This window comes from Bacillus sp. SD075, assembly GCF_017355165.1.
GTDB lineage: Bacteria > Bacillota > Bacilli > Bacillales > DSM-1321 > Peribacillus.
The window spans coordinates 33758-55347 of the sequence record NZ_JADILK010000018.1 but is presented as its reverse complement, the minus strand read 5'-3'; the positions used below and the strand labels follow the sequence as shown (position 1 = coordinate 55347).

At 43.5% G+C, this 21590-nt stretch carries 17 protein-coding genes; 14 read left to right on the top strand and 3 right to left on the bottom strand.

Annotation, left to right across the window (positions count from 1 at the left end):
- The first annotated feature begins 31 nt into the window (after positions 1 to 31).
- Both IOC57_RS14070 and IOC57_RS14065 read left to right on the top strand, forming a co-directional pair.
- Positions 32 to 706, top strand: coding sequence for a site-2 protease family protein (locus IOC57_RS14070; RefSeq protein WP_286184860.1), 675 nt, complete (start codon positions 32 to 34; stop codon positions 704 to 706).
- 41 nt (positions 707 to 747) lie between these two features.
- Entirely contained in the window at positions 748 to 1257 is a 510-nt protein-coding gene (locus IOC57_RS14065) for a YwhD family protein (RefSeq protein ID WP_207439313.1), read from the top strand.
- A gap of 150 nt (positions 1258 to 1407) precedes the next feature.
- Here IOC57_RS14065 and IOC57_RS14060 read toward each other — a convergent pair whose 3' ends face one another.
- Positions 1408 to 3477: a transglycosylase domain-containing protein gene (locus IOC57_RS14060; protein ID WP_207439312.1), complete on the bottom strand. Its 2070-nt coding sequence runs from the start codon at positions 3475 to 3477 to the stop codon at positions 1408 to 1410.
- A gap of 207 nt (positions 3478 to 3684) precedes the next feature.
- On the opposite strand from IOC57_RS14060, the gene speE reads away from it, so the two are divergent.
- The 4 genes from speE to argS all read left to right on the top strand — a co-directional run bounded on the left by speE (position 3685) and on the right by argS (position 7793).
- Entirely contained in the window at positions 3685 to 4512 is an 828-nt protein-coding gene (speE, locus tag IOC57_RS14055) for a spermidine synthase (protein ID WP_192207283.1), read from the top strand.
- A 14-nt stretch (positions 4513 to 4526) separates the two neighbouring features.
- Entirely contained in the window at positions 4527 to 5405 is an 879-nt protein-coding gene (gene speB / locus IOC57_RS14050; RefSeq protein ID WP_207439311.1) for an agmatinase, read from the top strand.
- Positions 5406 to 5678: 273 nt separating this feature from the next.
- A complete protein-coding gene (locus IOC57_RS14045) occupies positions 5679 to 6119 on the top strand; it encodes a YwiB family protein (RefSeq protein ID WP_207439310.1) in 441 nt (146 codons plus the stop codon).
- Between the two features lie 3 nt (positions 6120 to 6122).
- On the top strand, positions 6123 to 7793 hold the full coding sequence (gene argS, locus IOC57_RS14040; protein WP_207439309.1) for an arginine--tRNA ligase: 1671 nt from the start codon (positions 6123 to 6125) through the stop codon (positions 7791 to 7793).
- A 49-nt stretch (positions 7794 to 7842) separates the two neighbouring features.
- Here the strand turns inward: argS and uvsE are convergent, their stop codons facing one another.
- Both uvsE and cls read right to left on the bottom strand, forming a co-directional pair.
- Positions 7843 to 8796, bottom strand: coding sequence for a UV DNA damage repair endonuclease UvsE (uvsE, locus tag IOC57_RS14035; RefSeq protein ID WP_207439308.1), 954 nt, complete (start codon positions 8794 to 8796; stop codon positions 7843 to 7845).
- A 28-nt stretch (positions 8797 to 8824) separates the two neighbouring features.
- Complete coding sequence (gene cls, locus IOC57_RS14030) at positions 8825 to 10027, bottom strand: cardiolipin synthase (protein WP_207439307.1); 1203 nt, start codon at positions 10025 to 10027, stop codon at positions 8825 to 8827.
- 294 nt (positions 10028 to 10321) lie between these two features.
- On the opposite strand from cls, the gene IOC57_RS14025 reads away from it, so the two are divergent.
- From IOC57_RS14025 to IOC57_RS13990, 8 genes are all read left to right on the top strand, one after another.
- Positions 10322 to 12451 carry a (Fe-S)-binding protein gene (locus tag IOC57_RS14025; RefSeq protein WP_207439340.1) on the top strand — a complete coding sequence of 710 codons (2130 nt, stop codon included), beginning with the start codon at positions 10322 to 10324 and terminating at the stop codon, positions 12449 to 12451.
- 200 nt (positions 12452 to 12651) lie between these two features.
- Positions 12652 to 13842 (top strand): acetyl-CoA C-acetyltransferase, encoded by a 1191-nt coding sequence (locus IOC57_RS14020; protein ID WP_207439306.1) that lies wholly within the window; start codon positions 12652 to 12654, stop codon positions 13840 to 13842.
- A 32-nt stretch (positions 13843 to 13874) separates the two neighbouring features.
- Positions 13875 to 14726, top strand: coding sequence for a 3-hydroxybutyryl-CoA dehydrogenase (locus tag IOC57_RS14015; protein ID WP_207439305.1), 852 nt, complete (start codon positions 13875 to 13877; stop codon positions 14724 to 14726).
- Between the two features lie 35 nt (positions 14727 to 14761).
- The gene (locus IOC57_RS14010) at positions 14762 to 15898 is read left to right on the top strand and encodes an acyl-CoA dehydrogenase (protein WP_207439304.1); all 1137 of its coding nucleotides are present in this window, start codon (positions 14762 to 14764) and stop codon (positions 15896 to 15898) included.
- 29 nt (positions 15899 to 15927) lie between these two features.
- Positions 15928 to 17067, top strand: coding sequence for an acyl-CoA dehydrogenase (locus IOC57_RS14005; protein WP_207439303.1), 1140 nt, complete (start codon positions 15928 to 15930; stop codon positions 17065 to 17067).
- 101 nt (positions 17068 to 17168) lie between these two features.
- Positions 17169 to 17819, top strand: a complete 651-nt coding sequence (locus IOC57_RS14000) for a TetR/AcrR family transcriptional regulator (protein WP_207439302.1) — start codon at positions 17169 to 17171, stop codon at positions 17817 to 17819.
- An 11-nt stretch (positions 17820 to 17830) separates the two neighbouring features.
- On the top strand, positions 17831 to 21097 hold the full coding sequence (gene icmF, locus IOC57_RS13995) for a fused isobutyryl-CoA mutase/GTPase IcmF (RefSeq protein WP_207439301.1): 3267 nt from the start codon (positions 17831 to 17833) through the stop codon (positions 21095 to 21097).
- Between the two features lie 138 nt (positions 21098 to 21235).
- Positions 21236 to 21397: a hypothetical protein gene (locus IOC57_RS13990; RefSeq protein ID WP_207439300.1), complete on the top strand. Its 162-nt coding sequence runs from the start codon at positions 21236 to 21238 to the stop codon at positions 21395 to 21397.
- Positions 21398 to 21590 lie beyond the last annotated feature (193 nt).

The following is a 21590-nucleotide window of genomic DNA, read 5'->3' as shown; positions in this document are numbered from 1 at the left end:
ACGGTAATAAACAATGGGGGAGTAGCTATCGATGCAATTTTTTGATCAAATAGAACGGTTTTTGGCTTATCCTTTGGAAAAGCTTCCATATGTCATAGTGTCACTGTTAATCGCATTTACGGTTCATGAATTTTCGCATGCCTATGTGGCCTATAAGTTCGGTGACCCGACTGCAAAGAATGAAGGAAGAGTCACATTGAATCCGATTTCCCATTTGGATCCGATCGGAACATTGTTGATATTAATAGCCGGATTCGGTTGGGCGAGACCTGTACCGGTTAATCGTTTCCATTTTAAGAATCCAAAGTTGGCAGGAGTGCTCGTCTCTTTTGCCGGTCCGTTCAGTAATTTAATTGTTGCAATTGTAGGGTATTTGATTTTTTACGGGTTGCTTGCGGCAGGCGTTGGACCTGATTTACCGTTTTTCGTCGAGCCCTTCTTAAATATACTCATAAATTTAAATGTCCTTTTATTTGTATTTAATCTGATACCGCTGCCGCCGCTCGATGGTTATAGGGTCGTCCAGGATCTTGTTTCCGCAGACTTACGGGCAAAAATGACCCAGTATGAACAATATGGCTCCCTGATTTTTTTGATTCTGATCATCACACCGCTGAGCCAATATACAATAAGGCCGATTTTGGATACTGGAATTCTATTTGTGGGAGGCACCTTGAGTCAATTTTTTTCACTTTTGTTTTTTTAACCAATAATAAGGAATGACAAACGATAAAGGGGGATACAAACATGGAAGAACAACCGAAGAAAAAGGTAGGCTTCAATATTATAAAAAACGACCCGACAGAAGGTCATGGAGGATATGGGGCAGGGGTATTAACGCTCGATAATATTTCTCCGGTCATCATCGATGTGGATGCAGGTGAAGCAGAGGTCGATATCGGCGCGATGCATGCAAGAAGTGTGGTGGAAAAAGGGATCAAGTTTTTAAAGACTAAAGAAGAAGTCCCGAATGCCAAACCCTATTGGCTTGTATGGGTGACCATTGAAGCTACTCAAAATGGTCCGCACTATGCAGGTGTGACAGCATGTGAAATGATGGTCGACAGGTCAATTAGACGCGGTTACAAATCGCTTCCGGAGCATGTTAACCGGATGGATAAATCGCTGAAACGACAAATCATCGTCGAGGATATGGACGATAAATCAAAACGTGTGCTTGCAGACTTCCTGAAGAACCATGATGCAGGAATGTGGGAGCGTTCTTCTGATCAGCTGAAGGATTCATTGACGGTTTGACTCTCGTTTAATGGATGAAATATGAAGTTTAGTGAAAAATGCACTTGTAGGAAAGCGATAAAATCAGTAAACTTAAAGACAGCAGTTTAGTCACTGTGGAACTAGGACAGAAAAACCCCCGAAGCCGCTGCCGGCTTCGGGGGTTTTTCGTTATCCCCAAGGTTTTAAGACTTTTTTGTACCACGGGGCCTTTTTATGTTCCTCTTCGTTTGGGGCATGTTTCGGATTATCACCCTTAAAGTGCTCGGCACAGTATTCGACGGGTTCGGTTCCTTTAACATAATAAGTCAATCTTGAGACAGGGCAATCCTTTGTGGCCAATTTTCCGCTAACGGGATTCACGTTTACCCCGATTACGTTTTCGGTTTCCTTAAACGATTTTGCCGGTTTCCCTTGTAGGCCCTTTTCCATATAGGAAGCCCAGATTTTCTTTGCATAGCCTTTTTCAGCAGGGATTTCGATTTTTTTGCCTTGATCATATCCAGTCCATACTCCTGCTACAAGCTCCGGTGTGTAACCAATCATCCAGCTATCAGTCGGGGTGGAGCCTGATTTGCCGGCATATGGGCGGGTCAGCTGGGAACTGATGGTGCTGCCCGTCACTTTCGTATAACCATTTAAGGTTTCATCGAAAACCCCTGTAAGCATCTGGGTCATGACAAAGGCCTTGTCCTCATCCAGAACCTGTTCCAGTTTCTTATTCTCATCAAAAATCACTTCACCTTTTTGATTTTCAACCTTTTTGATAAACACGGGTTCAACCTTCTTGCCGCCGTTAGCCAGAATGCTGTATGCATTCACCAACTCAATCGCCCTTACACCTGACGTACCGAGTGCCAGGGAAGGAACCGCATCCATCTTTGCCGTGATGCCGAAACGATGCGCGGTATCGACTAATGATTGTTCCCCAAGGAACAAGTGCGTTTTTACGGCGAAGATATTATCGGAAAGAGCAATGGCCTGTGCCATCGTAATTTCGCCTTCCGCATATTGATGGTTATAATTATGCGGTGTGTAAGATGAGTGGCCATCATCAAAAGAAAATGTAGTAGTCTCGCTTTTTAAGGTGGTGGACGGTGTAAAACCATTCTCCAGCGCTGAATAGTATAGCAATGGCTTCATGGTTGAACCAGGCTGGCGAACGGCCTGTGTAGCTCGATTGAATGGCGACTCGGAATAATCTTTACCGCCGACCAGCGCACGGACCTCCCCGGTATCCGGATCCATTGCCACTAACGAGGCTTGAATGCCTGAAGATTTGGGTATGGTATTGGAAAGAACCTCTTCGGCAGCGTCCTGCTGGGTTTCGTCCAGTGTGGTATAGACCTTAAGCCCGCCCAGTTCGATCGTCCGGTCATCTAAATGAAGCTGGGATTTTAAAGCTTGCTTGACGGCATCCTGAAAATAGGGAGCGGTCTTATTGGTGACCGTTCCGTGCTCACCCTTTAATGTCAGGGATGTACGCAACGCCTCAGCGATATTTTTTTCTGAAATGTAGTTTTTGCTTTTCATGGCTTGCAGGACAACTTTCTGCCTTGATTTCGCCTTTTCAAAGTTATCCAATGGAGAATAGTTTGACGGCCCTTTTGGTATTCCGGCCAGCATGCTAGCTTCAGAAAGAGTCAAATCCTTGGCATCCTTGCCAAAGTAATATTGACTTGCAGCCTGGGCTCCATATGCACCATGGCCGTAGTAAATCGTATTTAAATAGCCTTCTAGAATTTCCTTTTTGGAATAGTTCATTTCTAAACGAATCGTATAAAAGGCCTCATTAAGTTTACGCGCCCATGTTTTGTCATGCCCAAGAAACAGGTTCCTTGCATACTGCTGGGTAATGGTGCTTGCCCCCTGGACTTTGGACATTGCCTTAATATCAGCAAGGATGGCACCGCCGATCCGCTTTATATCAAATCCATAATGAGTGTAAAATTGACGGTCCTCAACGGCGACAGTCGCTTTGATGAGCTGTGGTGAAATGGACTCCATTCCGGCCCAATAACGTTTCTGGCCATTATCTGTTTCACCGATCACATTTCCACCATCACTATAATAGAGAGTGGACTGCGGCACGACCAAAGGAGGCGGACCTAATATTTTTGCATAAATCAGTAAGGAGAGAAGCAATACAAAGAGTATTGTGAGCCCGATTGTGGCAAGGATGATGAAGGCCCGTACATATTTAGTTGTCCTTTTAAATCGTTCGCTTGGAATCAATTCCATTGCTTTCACCCCTCTTATCACGTAAGAATCTATCATCTATTACTATTATGGAAAAAAAAGAAAATTTTAAACATAAGAACGACATTTAAGAAATTTATCTTGCAATTCTGCTAGATTCGTCTATAATTTTTCTAGCTAATGACTATACCGATTTTGGGGAACCTATAAGGTGACTGACAATATGAAATGGAAAAGGAGCGTTAATAAATGAGCATTTGGTTTACTGAAAAACAAACAGAGAATTTTGGTATTACGATGAAAGTGAATCGTACTTTACATACGGAGCAAACTGAGTTTCAAAAGCTTGATATGATTGAAACGGAAGAGTGGGGCAATATGCTATTGCTGGATGACATGGTAATGACTTCACAGCGCGATGAATTCGTTTACCATGAAATGGTAGCCCATGTTCCTTTATTTACCCATCCTAATCCTGAAAACGTTTTGGTTGTAGGAGGAGGGGACGGAGGAGTGATCCGGGAAATCCTAAAACATCCAAGCGTGAAAAAAGCTACATTGGTGGACATCGATGGAAAAGTCATCGAATACTCAAAGAAATTCCTGCCTGAAATTGCAGGCATGCTTGAAGATCCGCGTGTAGACGTACAAGTTGGGGATGGCTTCATGCACATCGCAAAAAGTGAAAATGAATATGACGTGATCATGGTTGACTCAACTGAACCAGTCGGACCTGCTGTCAATTTATTCACAAAAGGTTTTTATGCCGGGATTTCCAAAGCTTTGAAAGAAGACGGGATTTTTGTGGCACAATCCGACAATCCTTGGTTTAAAGCGGACTTAATTCGCGATGTACAACGTGATGTGAAAGAAATATTCCCTATCACCAGCCTTTATTTAGCGAATATCCCAACTTATCCAAGCGGTCTTTGGGCGTTCACGATTGGATCGAAAAAATATAATCCATTAGAAGTGACTGAAGATCGTTTCCATGAAATGGAAACGAAATATTATACAAAAGAACTTCATAAAGCAGCTTTCGTTCTGCCTAAATTCGTTCAAGATTTAGTGAAATAAGGGAGGCATGGACCATGAAATTCGATGAAGCCTATTCAGGCAATGTATTCATTAAAAGTCACCCTGTTTTTGAGGAATCGGAAGCTGTGCTATACGGAATGCCGATGGACTGGACGGTAAGTTTCCGCCCGGGTTCTCGCTTCGGACCTACCCGGATTCGTGAAGTTTCGATTGGCTTGGAAGAGTACAGCCCGTATTTAGATCGTGAATTAGAGGAAGTTAAATTCTTTGATGCCGGGGATATTCCATTACCATTCGGCAATCCGCAGCGAAGTATCGATATGATTGAAAAATTTGTCGACAGCGTGTTGGATGCAGGTAAGTTCCCAATGGGTATGGGAGGGGAACATCTTGTCACATGGCCTGTCATTAAAGCCATGTACAAAAAGTATCCGGATATGGCCATCATCCATATGGACGCCCATACAGATTTACGTGAGGATTATGAGGGGGAGCCGCTTTCCCATGCGTCCATCATTCGTAAATCCGCAGAGCTTATCGGTCCGAAAAATGTATACTCTTTTGGCATTCGTTCCGGTTTGAAGGAAGAATTCCAATGGGCAAAAGAAAATGGCATGCACATCTCTAAATTTGAAGTTCTTGAACCTTTGAAAGAAATACTGCCGCAGTTAGCTGGCCGTCCTGTATATGTGACCATAGACATTGATGTTCTTGATCCTGCTCACGCGCCGGGAACAGGCACTGTAGATTGCGGAGGCATCACTTCCAAAGAGCTTTTGGCTTCGATTCATGAGATATCACGGTCTGAAATTAATGTAGTCGGCTGCGATTTAGTAGAAGTCGCACCGATTTATGATCCATCCGAGCAAACTGCGAATACGGCGAGCAAGCTGATTCGTGAAATGATTTTAGGATGGGTGCAAAAAGGTTAATGGATGGAAATCTTGACTGTTCCTGTTTTTTAGCGGGAATGGTCTTTTTTTATCCATTCCGAAAAGAACTTTACATCTAAGGACTCTTTTTGAATAATTCCGCCCCAATGAGTCATTATTGCGTTAAAATCAAATCAATTGCAACAACATGATGTCGACACTTTATCCTCACTAATTTGGATTCACACTTTATTTTCCGCTCCAAGTTGAAACTTCCTTGAAGAATATTTATACTTATAAAGTTAAGAACGACATGATGAAGGAAGTGTAGCTTTGACTCTTCATGATATAGATAAGCAGGCCATTAAAGTGTCTTTACAGACAAAAATCAAGCACGGCTCAGAAACGGAAATGTATGAGCTGGTCACATTTGGTACAAAAATGTATAAAGGTGCAGATTTATATTTGCAATATAAAGAGGAAAATGAAGTCGGTCAAACACAAACGACCATCAAGCACAAACCGGATGAAACGATCCTGCTTAGAAATGGTGCCATTAAAATGAGGCAGCTTTTCCGCCTGCAGGAAGCGACAAATGGACATTATGAAAGTATATATGGCAGGCTAGGATTACGGACGACCGCGAAGAAGATACATCATCAATGGGATGAGCAGACCAAACAAGGGAAACTCGTCCTTAAATATACATTACATATGCAGGGAAGCGAACCCGGTCAATATGAGATGACGATTTCCTACAAGGAGGAAGCATAGAGCATGAATATAGTAAAAGAGGTACAGGAAAAACTGAAAGAGGAGATTAAATCGGCAGTCATTAAAGCAGGTTTAGCAACGGATGAGCAGATTCCCAATGTTGTTTTGGAACTGCCAAGAGATAAGACACACGGAGATTATTCCACGAATATGGCCATGCAATTAACCAAGATTGCAAGGAAAGCGCCAAAGATGATAGCAGAGGCAATCATCGAAAACTTTGACAACTCAAAAGCATCCATCGAAAAAATTGAAATTGCAGGACCTGGTTTCATCAACTTCTACATGAATAATACCTATTTGACAGAATTGGTTCCTGTCATTTTGGAAGTGGATGAAGCATATGGGGAAAGTGACTTTGGTAAAGGTGAAAAAATCCAAGTGGAGTTCGTTTCCGCGAACCCGACCGGTGATCTGCACCTTGGTCATGCCCGCGGTGCAGCAGTAGGGGATACTTTATGCAATATCCTGTCTAAAGCAGGTTATGATGTTTCACGTGAATACTATATCAATGATGCAGGAAACCAAATTAATAATTTGGCCATGTCCATAGAGGCCCGCTATTTCCAGGCACTTGGCCTTGAAAAGGATATGCCGGAGGGCGGTTATCATGGCGAAGATATCATTGGCATCGGTAAGACGCTTGCAAGTGAATTTGGTGATAAATATATAAATGCCGATGAAAAGGAACGTTTTGAATTTTTCCGTGAGTACGGCTTGAAATACGAAATGGAAAAACTGAAGACGGACTTGGGTAATTTCCGTGTCGGATTTGATGTATGGTACTCCGAAACCTCCTTATATCAAGACGGTAAAATTGATGAAGCTCTCAAAGTGTTGAGGGAAAGGGGCCATGTTTACGAGGAAGATGGGGCTACATGGTTCCGCTCTACGGAATTAGGCGATGATAAAGACCGGGTTCTCATTAAGCAGGATGGGTCTTACACATATCTGACACCGGATATTGCCTATCACCGTAATAAATTGGAGCGCGGCTTTGAAACGCTGATCAATATCTGGGGGGCAGACCACCACGGCTATATCCCGCGTATGAAAGCAGCGATTGAAGCATTAGGGTACAATCGTGAGCAGCTTGAAGTGGAAATCATCCAGCTTGTTCACCTGTACAAGGATGGCGAGAAAATGAAGATGAGTAAGCGTACCGGTAAAGCAGTTACGATGCGTGACCTTATTGATGAAGTAGGACTGGATGCAACACGCTATTTCTTTGCGATGAGAAGTGCGGATACTCATATGGACTTCGATTTGGATCTTGCGGTATCACAGTCCAATGAAAACCCGGTTTATTATGCACAGTATGCCCACGCCCGTATTTCCAGCATTTTACGACAAGGTGTGGAACAAGGGATCAGCTATGAAGGAGTCACGGATTTCTCTGCCCTATCCACTGAAAAAGAAGTGGAGCTTTTGAAGAAATTAGGAGAGTTCCCGCAGGCAATAGCTGAAGCAGCCGAAAAACGGATGCCTCACCGCATGACGAATTATATATTCGATCTTGCCTCTACATTCCACAGTTTCTACAATGCAGATAAGGTTTTGGATGTTGAAGAGATGGAAAGAAGTAAGGCGCGTCTAGGACTGGTCAAATCCGTCCAAATTACTTTAAAGAATGCATTAGCTATAATCGGGGTTTCTGCACCGGAAAAAATGTAATGGATAAAGCGGCTGTTTCTAGCGAAACAGCCGCTTTTTTTAAGGTTAATTAGCACTCGACGGCACCGCCGCTCACCCTTTTTACACCACGTACCTTGGCTATATCTTCAATCAGCTGCAACATTGCCCGGTCCTTCATCTTTGCCTCGATCATGAAATCCACGTCCTGTCCAAGATCCTTAAGGACTTTAAAAAGGGGCATGATGAAGTCCAAATCGATATAATCTGCATGCGAGCGAAATTCACCTGCCGATTTTGGGGATGAAATATGAATCTTTGGTACCACCCCTGCCAGACTCCAAGTGATGAATACCTCACTGAGCAGCTCGTTAAGTGGCTCAACTGAAAGCTTTGCGAGATGATGGTGGTAATCGAATACAAGTGGAATGCCTTCCCGCTTACATACGCTCAAGGTTTCAGATGCTGTATAGGTTTTATCATCATTCTCCAAAGTCATTCTTTCCTTGACGTGCATAGGCAGCGATTTAAGGTTGTCATGAACCCTTACAAGGGCTGACTCTTTATCACCATAGGCCCCACCGACATGGATATTGATGAAAGAGGTGTCCGCAATGCCCATTGCATCAAGCATCTTATAGTGGAATTCCATATCTTTTACGGCATTTTGTGTAATCTCGGGCTTAGGGCTGGTAAACAGCGTAAACTGATTGGGATGAAAGCTGATCCTCATCTTGTGGGCAGTGGCCCAATCGCCAAGCTGTTTCCATTCTTTTTTTAAAGGAGTGACGAAATCCCATTCTATTTCGGGATGTGTGGCTAAAGGAACAATGGAACTGGACATCCGGTATATTTCTATTTGGTGTGCCGTGTTATATTGGAGGACCCTTAAGGTATTTTCAATGTTCTGCCTTGTCACATCCAGAAGTTTTTCCAGCCCTTTTTCTGTGCCAAGTATGTTATATCGCTTGAAAGTAAGTGTCTTAGCCGGAGAAGCTTCCCATAGACAGGTGGCATTGGATACAAATCCAAATCTTATTTTCATAATATTTTTCTCCTTGAGCAACAGGATGTCATAGAAAAGGAGAAAGGATGGAGGCCAGCGATTCCTTTGCAGAACGGACTACATTCATGTTGGAAAGCGCGTCCCCGTTTAGAGGCTTCGATTCGGCCAGGTCCACTGCCAATTCCTTCTCTACATCTTCTATAAATGTCCGGTCAAATACCATACAATTGATTTCACTATTTAAAAAACAACTGCGTTTATCAAAATTAGCCGTACCGATATCACACATTATGTCATCAATCAGGATCACTTTAGAATGGTAGAACCCCCTTTGAAATTGCATGATTGCAGCCCCTTCTTTTAATAGTACCCGGAAGTAGGGAAAAGAAGCTTCCTTGACAAGGGCATGGTCAGAAATTTCAGGTACGATGACCGTGACTGAAACATTGCGTGCAAGTGCATTCCTTAATTCTTGAAGTAAATTATCACTGGGAATGAAGTATGGAGTGCCGATGATGATTTTTTTATTGGCTTGCTTAATCATCTGTGTCAGTGATTGTTCAAGATCACTGCCATTCGTGACGACAAACTGATGGGCCTGCGTCCCGGGAGTCAATGTAGGGAAATAGGCAGGTGTTCCCCTGTAATCCTCGTTTGTATCATAGAACCAATCCGAGAGGAAGACTTCCTGAAGGTCCTTTACCCCTTCCCCGGTCATTTTTAAATGGTAATCTCTCCAAGGGTTCAGCTTCTCGCCTTGGTTTATATACTCCTTACCGATATTAAAGCCGCCAAGGTAGCCGATTTTTCCGTCTATCACCGTGATCTTGCGGTGATTTCTTTTTTGTATTGTATAGAAAAGGAAGGGAAGTTTCGGTTTAAAGCTGAAAGAAAAATGAACGCCGCTTTTAGTTAGCTCCTGAATGGTTTGGCGGGACAGCATTTTACTTCCTACCCAATCGACTAAAAGCCGCACTTCCACGCCCTCTTCCGCTTTTGACTGCAATAATTTCAAAAAGTCCTTGCTGAATTTATCATTTTTTACAATATAAAAAAGGATATGGATGGAATCCTGAGCTTGCTTGATTTCCTTCATGAAATCATCAAACAGGATTTTCCCTGATGTGAATACAGTCATGTCACTGTTCCGAGGTGGATATTTAATATTGGTTGCGTGCTTCAAATAACGCTTATGCCCTACCTTAAGATCAACCCAGCACCAAGAGAAGATCAATAAAAATATAGAGGCAACCGTAGTGATTATCTTCAAAAAAAATCCCCCCTAAATGGATTATATTTAGTTTGGCTCTAATTCCCTGTTAGTAACCATTAAAAAGCGGAGAAAGGGATCTCATTTTTTTAGAATGCAGAAGGGTAATACAAGGAATTGTCGAATTATATATTTAGGGGAAGAAAAATTAAAAAGCTTTTAAAAAGAAAAAAGTTGACTGAATGCTCATTCATTATATAATGGAATTAATCAAATTTCAGAAAAATGCCAAATTTCCCAAAATGGCACTTGGCATTTTGCAATTTACTAAAGAGGGGGAAAGACTGCATGGAAATGAATGGTTTACTGTGGATCAACTTAGTTGCGTTTCTGCTTGTAACCGCTTACGCAGCCGGTTTGTTTGTCTATTTGATAAAGACTCGTATAGCTTATATAAAACTTGGCAAAAAAGTGGAATTCGATAACCGTGTGAAAGATCGTCTTGTTAAAATAGGGGTCTATGTATTTGGACAGAAGAAGCTCTTTAAAGATAAAAAGAGCGGGATCATTCATGCGATGTTATTTTATGGTTTCATATTAGTACAATTTGGTGCACTTGACTTTTTCGTTAAAGGCTTAAGACCGGGGTGGCATTTACCGTTTGGCCCTGTTTATCCGGCCTTTACTTTCTTCCAGGAAATTGTGACGCTGACCGTTCTTGTTGCAATCCTTTGGGCGGCATACCGCCGTTATGTCGAAAAGCTCGTTCGCTTGAAAAGGGATTTCAAAGCAGGTTTGGTTGTCATCTTCATCACCGGCATCATGATTACCGTATTACTGGGGAATGGAATGGGAATGATCTGGCATGGGCACGATGCAACTTGGTCAGAGCCAGTCGCATCTAGCATCGCTTTCCTATTCGGCTGGATGGGGACAACAGCGGCAACAGTCGTTTTTTATGTAGCTTGGTGGCTGCATTTAATGATTATATTATCTTTCCTTGTTTATATCCCGCAATCTAAGCATGCTCACTTGATTGCCGGTCCGATAAATGTATTCCTGAATCGCCTGGACAATCCGGGGAAATTGAAACCAGTTGATTTGGAAGAAGAGGTCCTCGACAAGGAAGGCAACCAATATTATGGTGCCAAATATATCGAAGATTTTACGCAGTATCAAATGGTGGACCTCTATGCCTGTGTGGAGTGCGGCCGTTGTACGAATATGTGCCCGGCTACAGGTACCGGTAAAATGCTGTCACCGATGGATATCATAATCAAGATGCGTGACCATTTAACAAATACAGGCGCTGCCGTTACAACGAAGCAGCCATGGGTGCCATCATTTGTTTTTGGGAATGCGGAGGGAAATAAGATAGCTTTGGCTGGTGCCACGCAGGGGGCGCAGGAATCTGCTGCAGCAGCCGAAATTTACAGTCCGAGCTTGATTGGTGAAGTCATTACGGAAGAAGAGCTGTGGGCTTGTACCACATGCCGGAACTGTGAAGATCAATGCCCGGTAATGAATGAACATGTCGACAAAATCATCGATATGCGCCGTTATCTAGTGTTGACAGAGGGCAGACTCGATCCTGATGCGCAACGTGCCATGACGAATATTGAGCGTCAAGGAAACCCGTGGGGATTGAACCGTAAAGAGAGAGAAGGTTGGCGAAGCCTTCGGGAGGATGTCAGTGTCCCTACCGTGAAGGAATTACAAAAGGCAGACGAGGAATTCGAGTATTTATTCTGGGTAGGTTCAATGGGATCGTACGATAACCGTAGCCAGAAGATTGCCCTTTCCTTTGCTAAATTATTGAATGAAGCGGGCGTCAAATTTGCAATTCTAGGAAATAAGGAGAAAAACTCAGGGGATACTCCCCGTCGATTGGGCAATGAGTTTGTTTTTCAGGAGCTTGCAATGAAAAACATAGAAGAATTCCAGAAGAATGAAATAAAGAAAATCGTAACGATCGATCCGCATGCATACAATATCTTCAAGAATGAGTATCCGGATTTTGGCTTGGAAGCGGAAGTGTATCACCATACTGAACTGTTAGCCAAACTTGTCAGTGAAGGCAGGTTAGTGCCTCAGTATCCGGTGAATGAGACGATTACATTCCACGATTCCTGTTACTTGGGAAGGTACAATGAAGTTTACAGCCCGCCGCGTGAAATCTTACAATCCATTGATGGAGTGAAACTTATTGAGATGGAGCGTAACCGTGAAAAGGGTATGTGCTGTGGAGCTGGAGGCGGTTTGATGTGGATGGAAGAGGAAACAGGAAACCGCATTAACGTGGCCCGTACCGAACAAGCGCTAGCCGTCAGTCCAACAGTGATCAGTTCAGGATGTCCTTATTGCCTGACCATGCTATCTGATGGAACGAAAGCAAAAGAAGTTGAGGAAAATGTTAAAACGTATGATGTAGCTGAACTACTCGAAAAAGCGGTCATTGGTGAAAATAAATCGATAGCCTCTTAATTTAAAATGGAAATGCCTGCTTCTCCTATATGTGATGGATTAAATGGAAGCAGGCAATATTTTCAATATTTATAAACTAAATATTTTAATTTTTGAGAATAATGTGTAATATAATATAATATTAAGCGCTTACAACACTATTTTTTTAACTCCAAATTGAGCGAGCGTTCAATCAATGTTACTTATAGGGGGAAATAATGATGGCAAAAACAGTGATTATTAGCGGTGTGAGGACACCTTTCGGAAAATTTGGCGGTGGTCTTAGCAGTTTGACGGCATCACAACTTGGTGGAATAGCAATCAAAGAGGCTCTTGTTCGGGCAGGGATTGAAGGAAGCCAGGTAGACGAGGTCATCATGGGGAATGTGCTTCAAGCGGGGCAGGGCCAAATACCGTCCCGTCAGGCATCCCGTCAGGCTGGATTGCCTTGGGAAGTGAAAACGGAAACGATCAATAAAGTGTGCGCATCAGGACTTCGCAGTGTCACATTGGCTGATCAGATCATTCGCTTAGGTGAAGAAGAAATCATTGTTGCCGGAGGGATGGAGTCGATGAGCAATGCACCATATATTCTTCCAAAAGCGAGATGGGGCTTAAGGATGGGGGATGCACAGTTGAAGGATACCATGATTTCGGATGGTCTTAGCTGCAGCTTTACAGGCGTTCATATGGGCACTTACGGAAACAGCACGGCTGAGGATCTTGAAATCTCCCGGGAGGAACAGGATAGCTGGGCTTATGAAAGTCATCAAAAAGCGATAAAAGCCATCGAAGGAGGCATTCTTGCGGAAGAAATCGTTGCCGTACAAGTCCCGGTTAGAAAAGGCGAACCCATCACGATTGAACATGATGAAGCCCCGAGAAAAGATACATCTGCTGGGAAGTTAGCTAAATTAGGCCCAGCTTTTAATAATGGGGGCACCATAACGGCAGGAAATGCACCAGGCATCAATGATGGGGCAGGAGCACTTGTACTGATGAGTGAGGAACGTGCCGAAAAAGAGGGGAAAGCGCCGTTTGCTTATATATTAGCTCATGCTGAAGTGGCTGTGGAAGCGAAGGACTTCCCTAAAACTCCAGGTTTGGTTATAAATGAAATCCTGAAGAAGACAGGTAAATCGATAGAGGATATTGATCTATTTGAGGTGAACGAAGCATTTGCAGCTGTGGCACTCGCCAGTGGGAAAATTGCCAATATTGAGACGGGAAAAGTGAATGTTAACGGAGGGGCTGTTGCATTAGGCCATCCGATTGGGGCAAGTGGTGCCCGTATCATCATCACGCTGATGCATGAATTGAAACGCCGTGGAGGAGGATTAGGCATTGCAGCGATCTGCAGTGGCGGCGGACAGGGAGATGCCATACTAATCGAAGTGCCAAAGCAGGGATGATAGTTTCATAGATAATGAGGAGGGGGATTTTCATGGGCATTCAAAAAGTGATGGTCATTGGCGCGGGACAGATGGGTTCGGGCATTGCCCAGGTTTGCGCAATGAGCGGTTATGAAGTTCTTTTACATGATTTAAAAGATGAATACGTAGAAAAAGGCTTAGGGACAATTTCCAAGAACCTATCCCGGCAAGTTGAAAAAGGGAAAATGGAAGCAAAGGATAAAGATGCAACACTATCTCGGCTGACTTCTTCGACGGATTTAAAAAACGCAGCTGAGGCTGATTTAGTAATTGAAGCGGCTGTGGAAAATATGGAGATAAAAACAAAAATTTTCGCAGAGTTGGATGAAATCACGCCACAACATGTCATTCTTGCGTCCAATACTTCTTCACTTCCGATTACAGAGATAGCAGCTGCCACGAAAAGACCGGATAAGGTAATTGGCATGCATTTTATGAACCCAGTGCCAGTTATGAAGCTCGTTGAGATCATTCGCGGACTTGCTACAGCGGATGCAGTGTATAAAAAGGTTGAAAAGATGGCCGAAACCTTGAATAAGGTACCGGTGGAAGTCAATGATTTCCCGGGTTTTGTAGCGAATCGGATTTTGATGCCGATGATCAATGAGGCCATTTATACCCTTTATGAGGGCGTTGCCACAAAAGAGGCGATTGATGATGTGATGAAGCTAGGAATGAACCATCCGATGGGCCCGCTTACGCTAGCTGACTTCATTGGGCTCGACACATGCTTATACATAATGGAGACCCTTCACCAAGGGTTGGGAGACGATAAATACCGACCGTGTCCGCTCTTAAGGAAATATGTAAAAGCTGGATGGCTAGGCAAGAAGTCAGGTCGAGGCTTTTACGAATATAACTAATCATAGAATGATGTGCAGCTAGGGAGGAATGAAGGATGGATTTAAAGTTTACAGAAGAACAGGAAATGATGCGGAAAATGGTAAGCGCTTTTGCGGAGAATGAGATTACCCCTCATATCGAGGCAATGGAAACGGGCGTGTTTCCAAAAACGATTCTGCAAAAAATGGGTGAGCTTGGTTTGATGGGAATCCCGATTTCAGAAGAATACGGTGGCGCGGGTATGGACTTCATGTCTTATATCATCGCCATCAATGAGATTTCCAAAGTTAGTCCAACTATCGGTGTCATACTGTCCGTTCATACTTCTGTTGGAACAAATCCAATCGTTTATTTTGGAACGGAAGAGCAGAAGCGAAAGTATGTGCCTAAGTTAGCCGCCGGTAAATATTTAGGTGCATTTTGCTTGACTGAGCAAAGCTCAGGTTCCGATGCTGCGAGTTTGAAATCGAAGGCAGTGGCAGTAAAGGAAGACGGGGAGTATCGAATAAATGGGTCCAAGGTTTTTATCACCAATGGTGGGGAAGCGGATGTGTTTATTGTTTTTGCCTCAACCGACCCTCAGAAGGGAAGCAAGGGAATCTCTGCTTTTATTGTCGAAAAAGGGACGCCAGGCTTAATCATCGGTAAAGATGAACGTAAAATGGGACTTCATGGATCGAGCACCGTACAGGTGACGTTCGAGGATATGAAAGTGCCTGCTGCCAATCTCTTAGGCAAAGAAGGTGGAGGCTTTAAGATCGCAATGGCCAACTTGGATGCCGGAAGGATAGGCATTGCTGCTCAAGCTCTGGGAATTGCGGAAGGCGCCATGGAACATGCTGTCCAATATGCAAAAGACAGAGTTCAATTTGGCAAGCCTATTGCAGCCCAACAGGGGATTGGTTTCAAGCTTGCTGAAATGGCAACGAGTATAGAAGCTTCAAGGCTACTCGTCTATCGCGCGGCGTGTTTACGCTCACAGGGGTTGAAGTGCGGTAAAGAGGCGGCAATGGCTAAGCTATTCGCTTCGAGGACGGCTGTTGATGTGGCGATAGAAGCAGTCCAGGTGTTCGGAGGGTATGGATATACAACGGAGTATCCAGTCGAACGCTATTTCAGGGATGCAAAGATCACCGAAATTTATGAAGGAACCAGTGAAATACAGAGAATGGTCATAAGTAAGAATCTATAATACAACGAAAAAAACGGGGGAAGATAGCCATGCAATTTAAACTAACGGAAGAACATGAAATGATCAGAAAAATGGTACGTGACTTTGCCCAGAATGAAGTGGCTCCGACAGCTGCCGAGAGGGATGAAGAAGAACGATTTGACCGTGAGATTTTTGATAAAATGGCTGAACTTGGATTGACAGGGATTCCTTGGCCGGAGGAATACGGCGGGATTGGAAGCGATTACTTGGCGTATTGTATAGCGATTGAGGAACTTTCCCGCGTATGCGCGTCTACTGGAGTGACTTTATCAGCCCATACTTCCCTTGCAGGATGGCCGATATATAAATTTGGGTCTGAAGAACAAAAACAAAAATACCTTCGCCCGATGGCACAGGGTGAAAAAATCGGTGCATACGGCCTGACTGAACCTAGCTCAGGCTCTGATGCAGGCGGAATGAGAACGACTGCAAAGCTTGTAGGTGATGAATATATCATCAGCGGTTCAAAAATTTTCATTACGAACGGCGGGATTGCTGATACCTATGTTGTCTTTGCTTTGACTGATCCTGAATCGAAACAAAAGGGAACGAGTGCCTTTATCATTGAAAAAGATTTCCCGGGTTTTAGTGTTGGTAAAAAAGAGAAGAAGCTGGGGATCCGTTCATCACCGACCACGGAAATCATTTTTGATGAATGCCGAGTGCCTAAAGAAAATCTCCTTGGTGAAGAAGGAGAGGGCTTTAAAATAGCGATGATGACACTTGATGGCGGACGTAACGGAATTGCTGCCCAGGCCGTTGGGATCGCCCAAGGTGCATTGGATGCCGCGGTGGATTATGCAAAAGAGCGCGTCCAATTTGGCAAGCCAATTTCTGCACAGCAAGGAATCGGTTTTAAATTGGCGGATATGGCAACCGGTGTCGAGGCATCTAGACTATTAACCTATCAGGCTGCCTGGTTGGAATCTGTGGGGCTTCCATATGGAAAAGAGTCGGCCATGTCCAAACTTTTTGCTGGAGATACAGCCATGAAAGTGACGACAGAAGCCGTGCAGGTCTTTGGAGGTTATGGATATACAAAGGATTATCCTGTAGAACGGTATATGCGTGATGCGAAAATCACCCAAATCTACGAAGGTACACAGGAAATTCAAAAGCTGGTCATCTCACGGATGATTACTAAATAGGATTGAAATTGAGGTTTTCCGATGAGGCACCCACCCTTGCCGGAATACCCTTTTCAATTTCTTTGGAAATAAAATGATGGGATTCAAAAAGGAGTTTGAAAATGGAAAAAAGAGAAGTTCTTGCATCGGTGAAGGATGAGCGGTTGGTAGAAAAAAGGCGTACTCAAATGATTAAAGGGGCGGTGACCCTTTTTAAGGAAAAGGGATTTCACCGTACGACGACCCGGGAAATAGCCAAAGCGGCTGGCTTTAGTATTGGCACGCTATACGAGTATATCCGAACCAAGGAAGATATATTATACCTCGTCTGTGACTTTATCTACGATGAAGTTCAGGAAAAGCTTCAGAAAGAAATAGATCAGAGCGATGGGACACTTGAAAGCTTGAAGCTTACGATCGCCTATTTTTATAAAGTGATGGATGATATGCAAGACGAAGTGCTGGTCATGTATCAAGAGGTGAAAGCACTGACGAAAGATGCCTTACCTTATGTATTGAATAAAGAACTTCGGATGGTCGGCATGTTTGAAAAGGTTATAACGAAATGTGTTGAGAATGGGGATCTCCTGTTGACGGCAAAACAAATAAGTCTTGTATCCCATAACATTTTTGTTCAGGGACAGATGTGGAGTTTTAGAAGATGGGCATTGCATAAAGAGTATACACTTCAAGAATATGTTGAATTGCAGACACAATTATTGATTCAAAATATATCGCTTCAGAAAAACACTGAAATAAGTTCGTTTCAATAAGGAGGAGCTCAATGGGTACAGTTGAGGTGTATAAACCGAAAAACCATATCAGATTCGTGACAGCTTCGAGTTTATTTGATGGACATGATGCATCTATCAACATCATGAGGAGGATTCTTCAGTCCAGCGGCGCGGAAGTTATTCACTTGGGACATAATCGCTCGGTGGAAGAGATCGTGAATGCGGCTATCCAGGAAGATGTCCAAGGCATAGCGATGTCATCCTATCAAGGCGGACATGTGGAATATTTCAAATATATGTATGACCTGTTGAAGGAAAAGGGGGCCGAGCACATTCGGATTTTTGCCGGCGGCGGCGGGGTCATTATTCCGAGGGAAATCAAGGAACTCCATGATTATGGGATTGCCCGTATCTTCTCCCCTGATGAAGGGCGGGAATATGGGCTTCAGGGCATGATAAATGTATTGATGGAGGAGTGTGATTTCTCGACTGTCAAACCATCTTTACAGGAGCGCTTTGATGAGCTGATTGCAGGGGGGACAAATGCCATTGCCCAATTTATTACCTTTGCCGAAAATAGATTGGATGCTTCACAGGAATCAGCGGCCGCGGTGGAAATCCTTTTTGAGCAGATCAAGACTTCCGAAAAGAAAGTTCCTGTTCTGGGAATTACAGGAACCGGCGGCGCTGGAAAAAGTTCATTGACTGATGAATTGATACGAAGGTTCATTAACGAAATTCCAGACGAGAGGGTCGCCATTCTATCTGTAGATCCGACCAAACAGAAAACGGGCGGTGCCCTGCTTGGTGACAGGATCCGAATGAACGCGATCTTTTCTGAGCGGGTTTATATGCGGAGCCTAGCCACGCGCCATTCAAAAAGTGAGTTGTCTTTGGCAATAAAAGATGCCATTTCAGTCGTGAAGGCAGCTGGCTTTGATTTAATTATCGTAGAAACGAGCGGAATTGGTCAAGGAGATGCAGAAATTGCCGAGATATGCGATGTATCCATGTATGTAATGACGAGTGAATTCGGTGCTCCTTCGCAACTTGAAAAAATCGATATGATTGATTATGCAGACTTGATAGTCATTAACAAATACGAGCGTAAAGGCTCCGAGGATGCAAAAAACCAAGTGCAAAAGCAATACCAAAGAAGCCGTACACTTTTTGACCAAGATCCATCTGAAATGCCGGTATACGGTACAATCGCTTCCCAATTTAATGACCCAGGCACCAATGCCTTATTCGCTGCCCTGATTGAAAAGCTTAATGAAAAATCAGGGACGGGATGGAATACATCCTTTTCGAAAGAAGCGGATGTTTACAAGCAAAATGTCATCATCCCTACTGACCGTCGGTATTATTTACGTGAAATCAGTGATACGGTCAGATCGTATCATAAGCGTGCGGCTGAACAAGTACGTATTGCCCGGAGGCTTTTCCAGCTTGAAGGAGCAATTGATGCAATTAAGGAAAATGATAACAACGACGATATGGTGGCTTCTTTAGAAAAATTGAAAAAGGAAACCGCTTCGAATTTATCACCTGAATCTAAAAAAATCCTTTCTGGATGGAAGGATTTAAAAGAAAAGTATGCAGGGGAGCAGTTTGTAACGAAAGTCAGGGATAAAGAAATCGTCACAAAGCTGAAAACTAAAAGTTTATCTGGTTTAATGATTCCGAGAGTATCGCTTCCTAAATATGTGGATTATGGAGAGATTTTAGGATGGGTATTCCGTGAGAACGTACCGGGCTTCTTCCCTTACACAGCAGGAGTCTTTCCATTCAAGCGTGAAGGGGAAGACCCGAAGCGGCAATTTGCAGGTGAAGGATCGCCCGACCGGACCAACAGGCGTTTTCATTATTTGTCAAAGGATGATAATGCGAAACGGCTAAGTACGGCTTTCGATTCTGTAACGTTATATGGCGAGGACCCTGACCACAGGCCTGATATCTATGGAAAGGTCGGGGAAAGCGGAGTCAGCATCTGTACGTTGGATGACATGAAAAAGCTGTATGCAGGCTTTGACCTTTGCCACCCCTCAACCTCTGTATCCATGACCATCAATGGACCGGCACCGATCATTTTGGCCATGTATATGAATACTGCAGTCGATCAGCAGATTCAACGGAAAGAAGAAGAGCTAGGCCGTCCACTTACGGATGCCGAGGCCGAAGAAGTGCAGGCTTATACCCTTCAAACGGTTCGCGGAACTGTTCAAGCGGATATTCTGAAAGAGGACCAAGGCCAGAATACATGCATCTTCTCTACTGAATTTGCTTTAAGGCTAATGGGGGACATTCAAGCGTATTTCATCGATCGGAAAGTCAGGAACTATTACTCTGTATCCATTTCGGGCTATCACATTGCAGAAGCGGGTGCCAACCCCATTTCACAACTGGCCTTTACATTAGCCAATGGATTTACTTACATCGAATATTATTTAAGTCGCGGAATGAATATTGATGACTTTGCCCCGAATTTGTCGTTCTTCTTCTCAAATGGGCTCGATCCGGAATATACGGTTATCGGGAGGGTGGCAAGACGGATTTGGGCGACAGTCATGCGGGATAAATATGGCGCGAATGACCGTAGCCAGAAACTCAAATACCATATACAGACTTCTGGGCGCTCCCTTCATGCGCAAGAAATCGATTTTAATGATATCAGAACGACACTTCAGGCTTTAATGGCATTACAGGATAACTGTAACTCCTTGCATACTAATGCGTACGATGAAGCCATTACGACGCCTACTGAAGAATCCGTGCGCCGGGCAATGGCGATACAAATGATCATTACAAAGGAGCATGGCCTCTCAAAAAATGAAAACCCGATGCAAGGTGCCTTCATCGTAGAGGAATTGACGGATCTGGTTGAAGAGGCCGTACTGCAAGAGTTCGATCGCATCAATGATCGAGGCGGTGTGCTGGGTGCAATGGAGACGCAGTATCAGCGCGGGAAAATCCAGGATGAATCGATGCATTACGAAATGAAAAAGCATACGGGAGAATTGCCGATCATTGGTGTCAATACGTATTTGAACCCAAACCCTCCATCCGAAGAAGCAGTGAACAGCATGGAAATTGCCCGTGCAACAAAGGAAGAAAAGGAAGGGCAAATCATAAATCTCCGGGCATTCCAGGAAAGAAATCAGGAGTTCACGGATGAGGCGCTAACTAAAATGAAATTGGCAGCCATGAATGGGGAAAATATCTTTGCTGAACTCATGAACTGCGTGAGAGTGGCCAGTCTGGGTCAGATCACGAGGGCGCTATATGATGTAGGCGGTCAATATCGAAGAAATATGTAAACTAAGAAGGGGGCTCCGAACGTTTAGGGGCCGCTTTTTTTTATAATTTCCGTCTTTTTTAACAAAATGGAGATTTTGCCTTATAATTATTTGGAAAAGGGGCAAAAATGAAGAATCAGCCCTATTGGAGTTGAGAAAATGAACCTGAAATTGATTGGATTAATCATAGGTTACATTCTTGCCATCATTTTTTTATTTGAGCTGTATGAGCATCAATTGGGTGCCATTTCATTTTTTATCCTGACTGTTGTCTTTATTACGGCAGCCTATCGTCAGAAATCCAAAAAGAAAAAGGAATGATTTTAAGCTTTGGGTTTCCTGTGAATGATAGACAATAAGGTAAATCTGTGAAAGTATCATATAGAACTAGCATAAACCCATTTAGATTGTTTATAATGGAGTATATGTCTAGCAGGAATTGTCGTTATTTTATCGAACTACTGTTTTAGATTATTTTTTTATGTGAAAAAACACGGAATTCAGTGTTTGAATA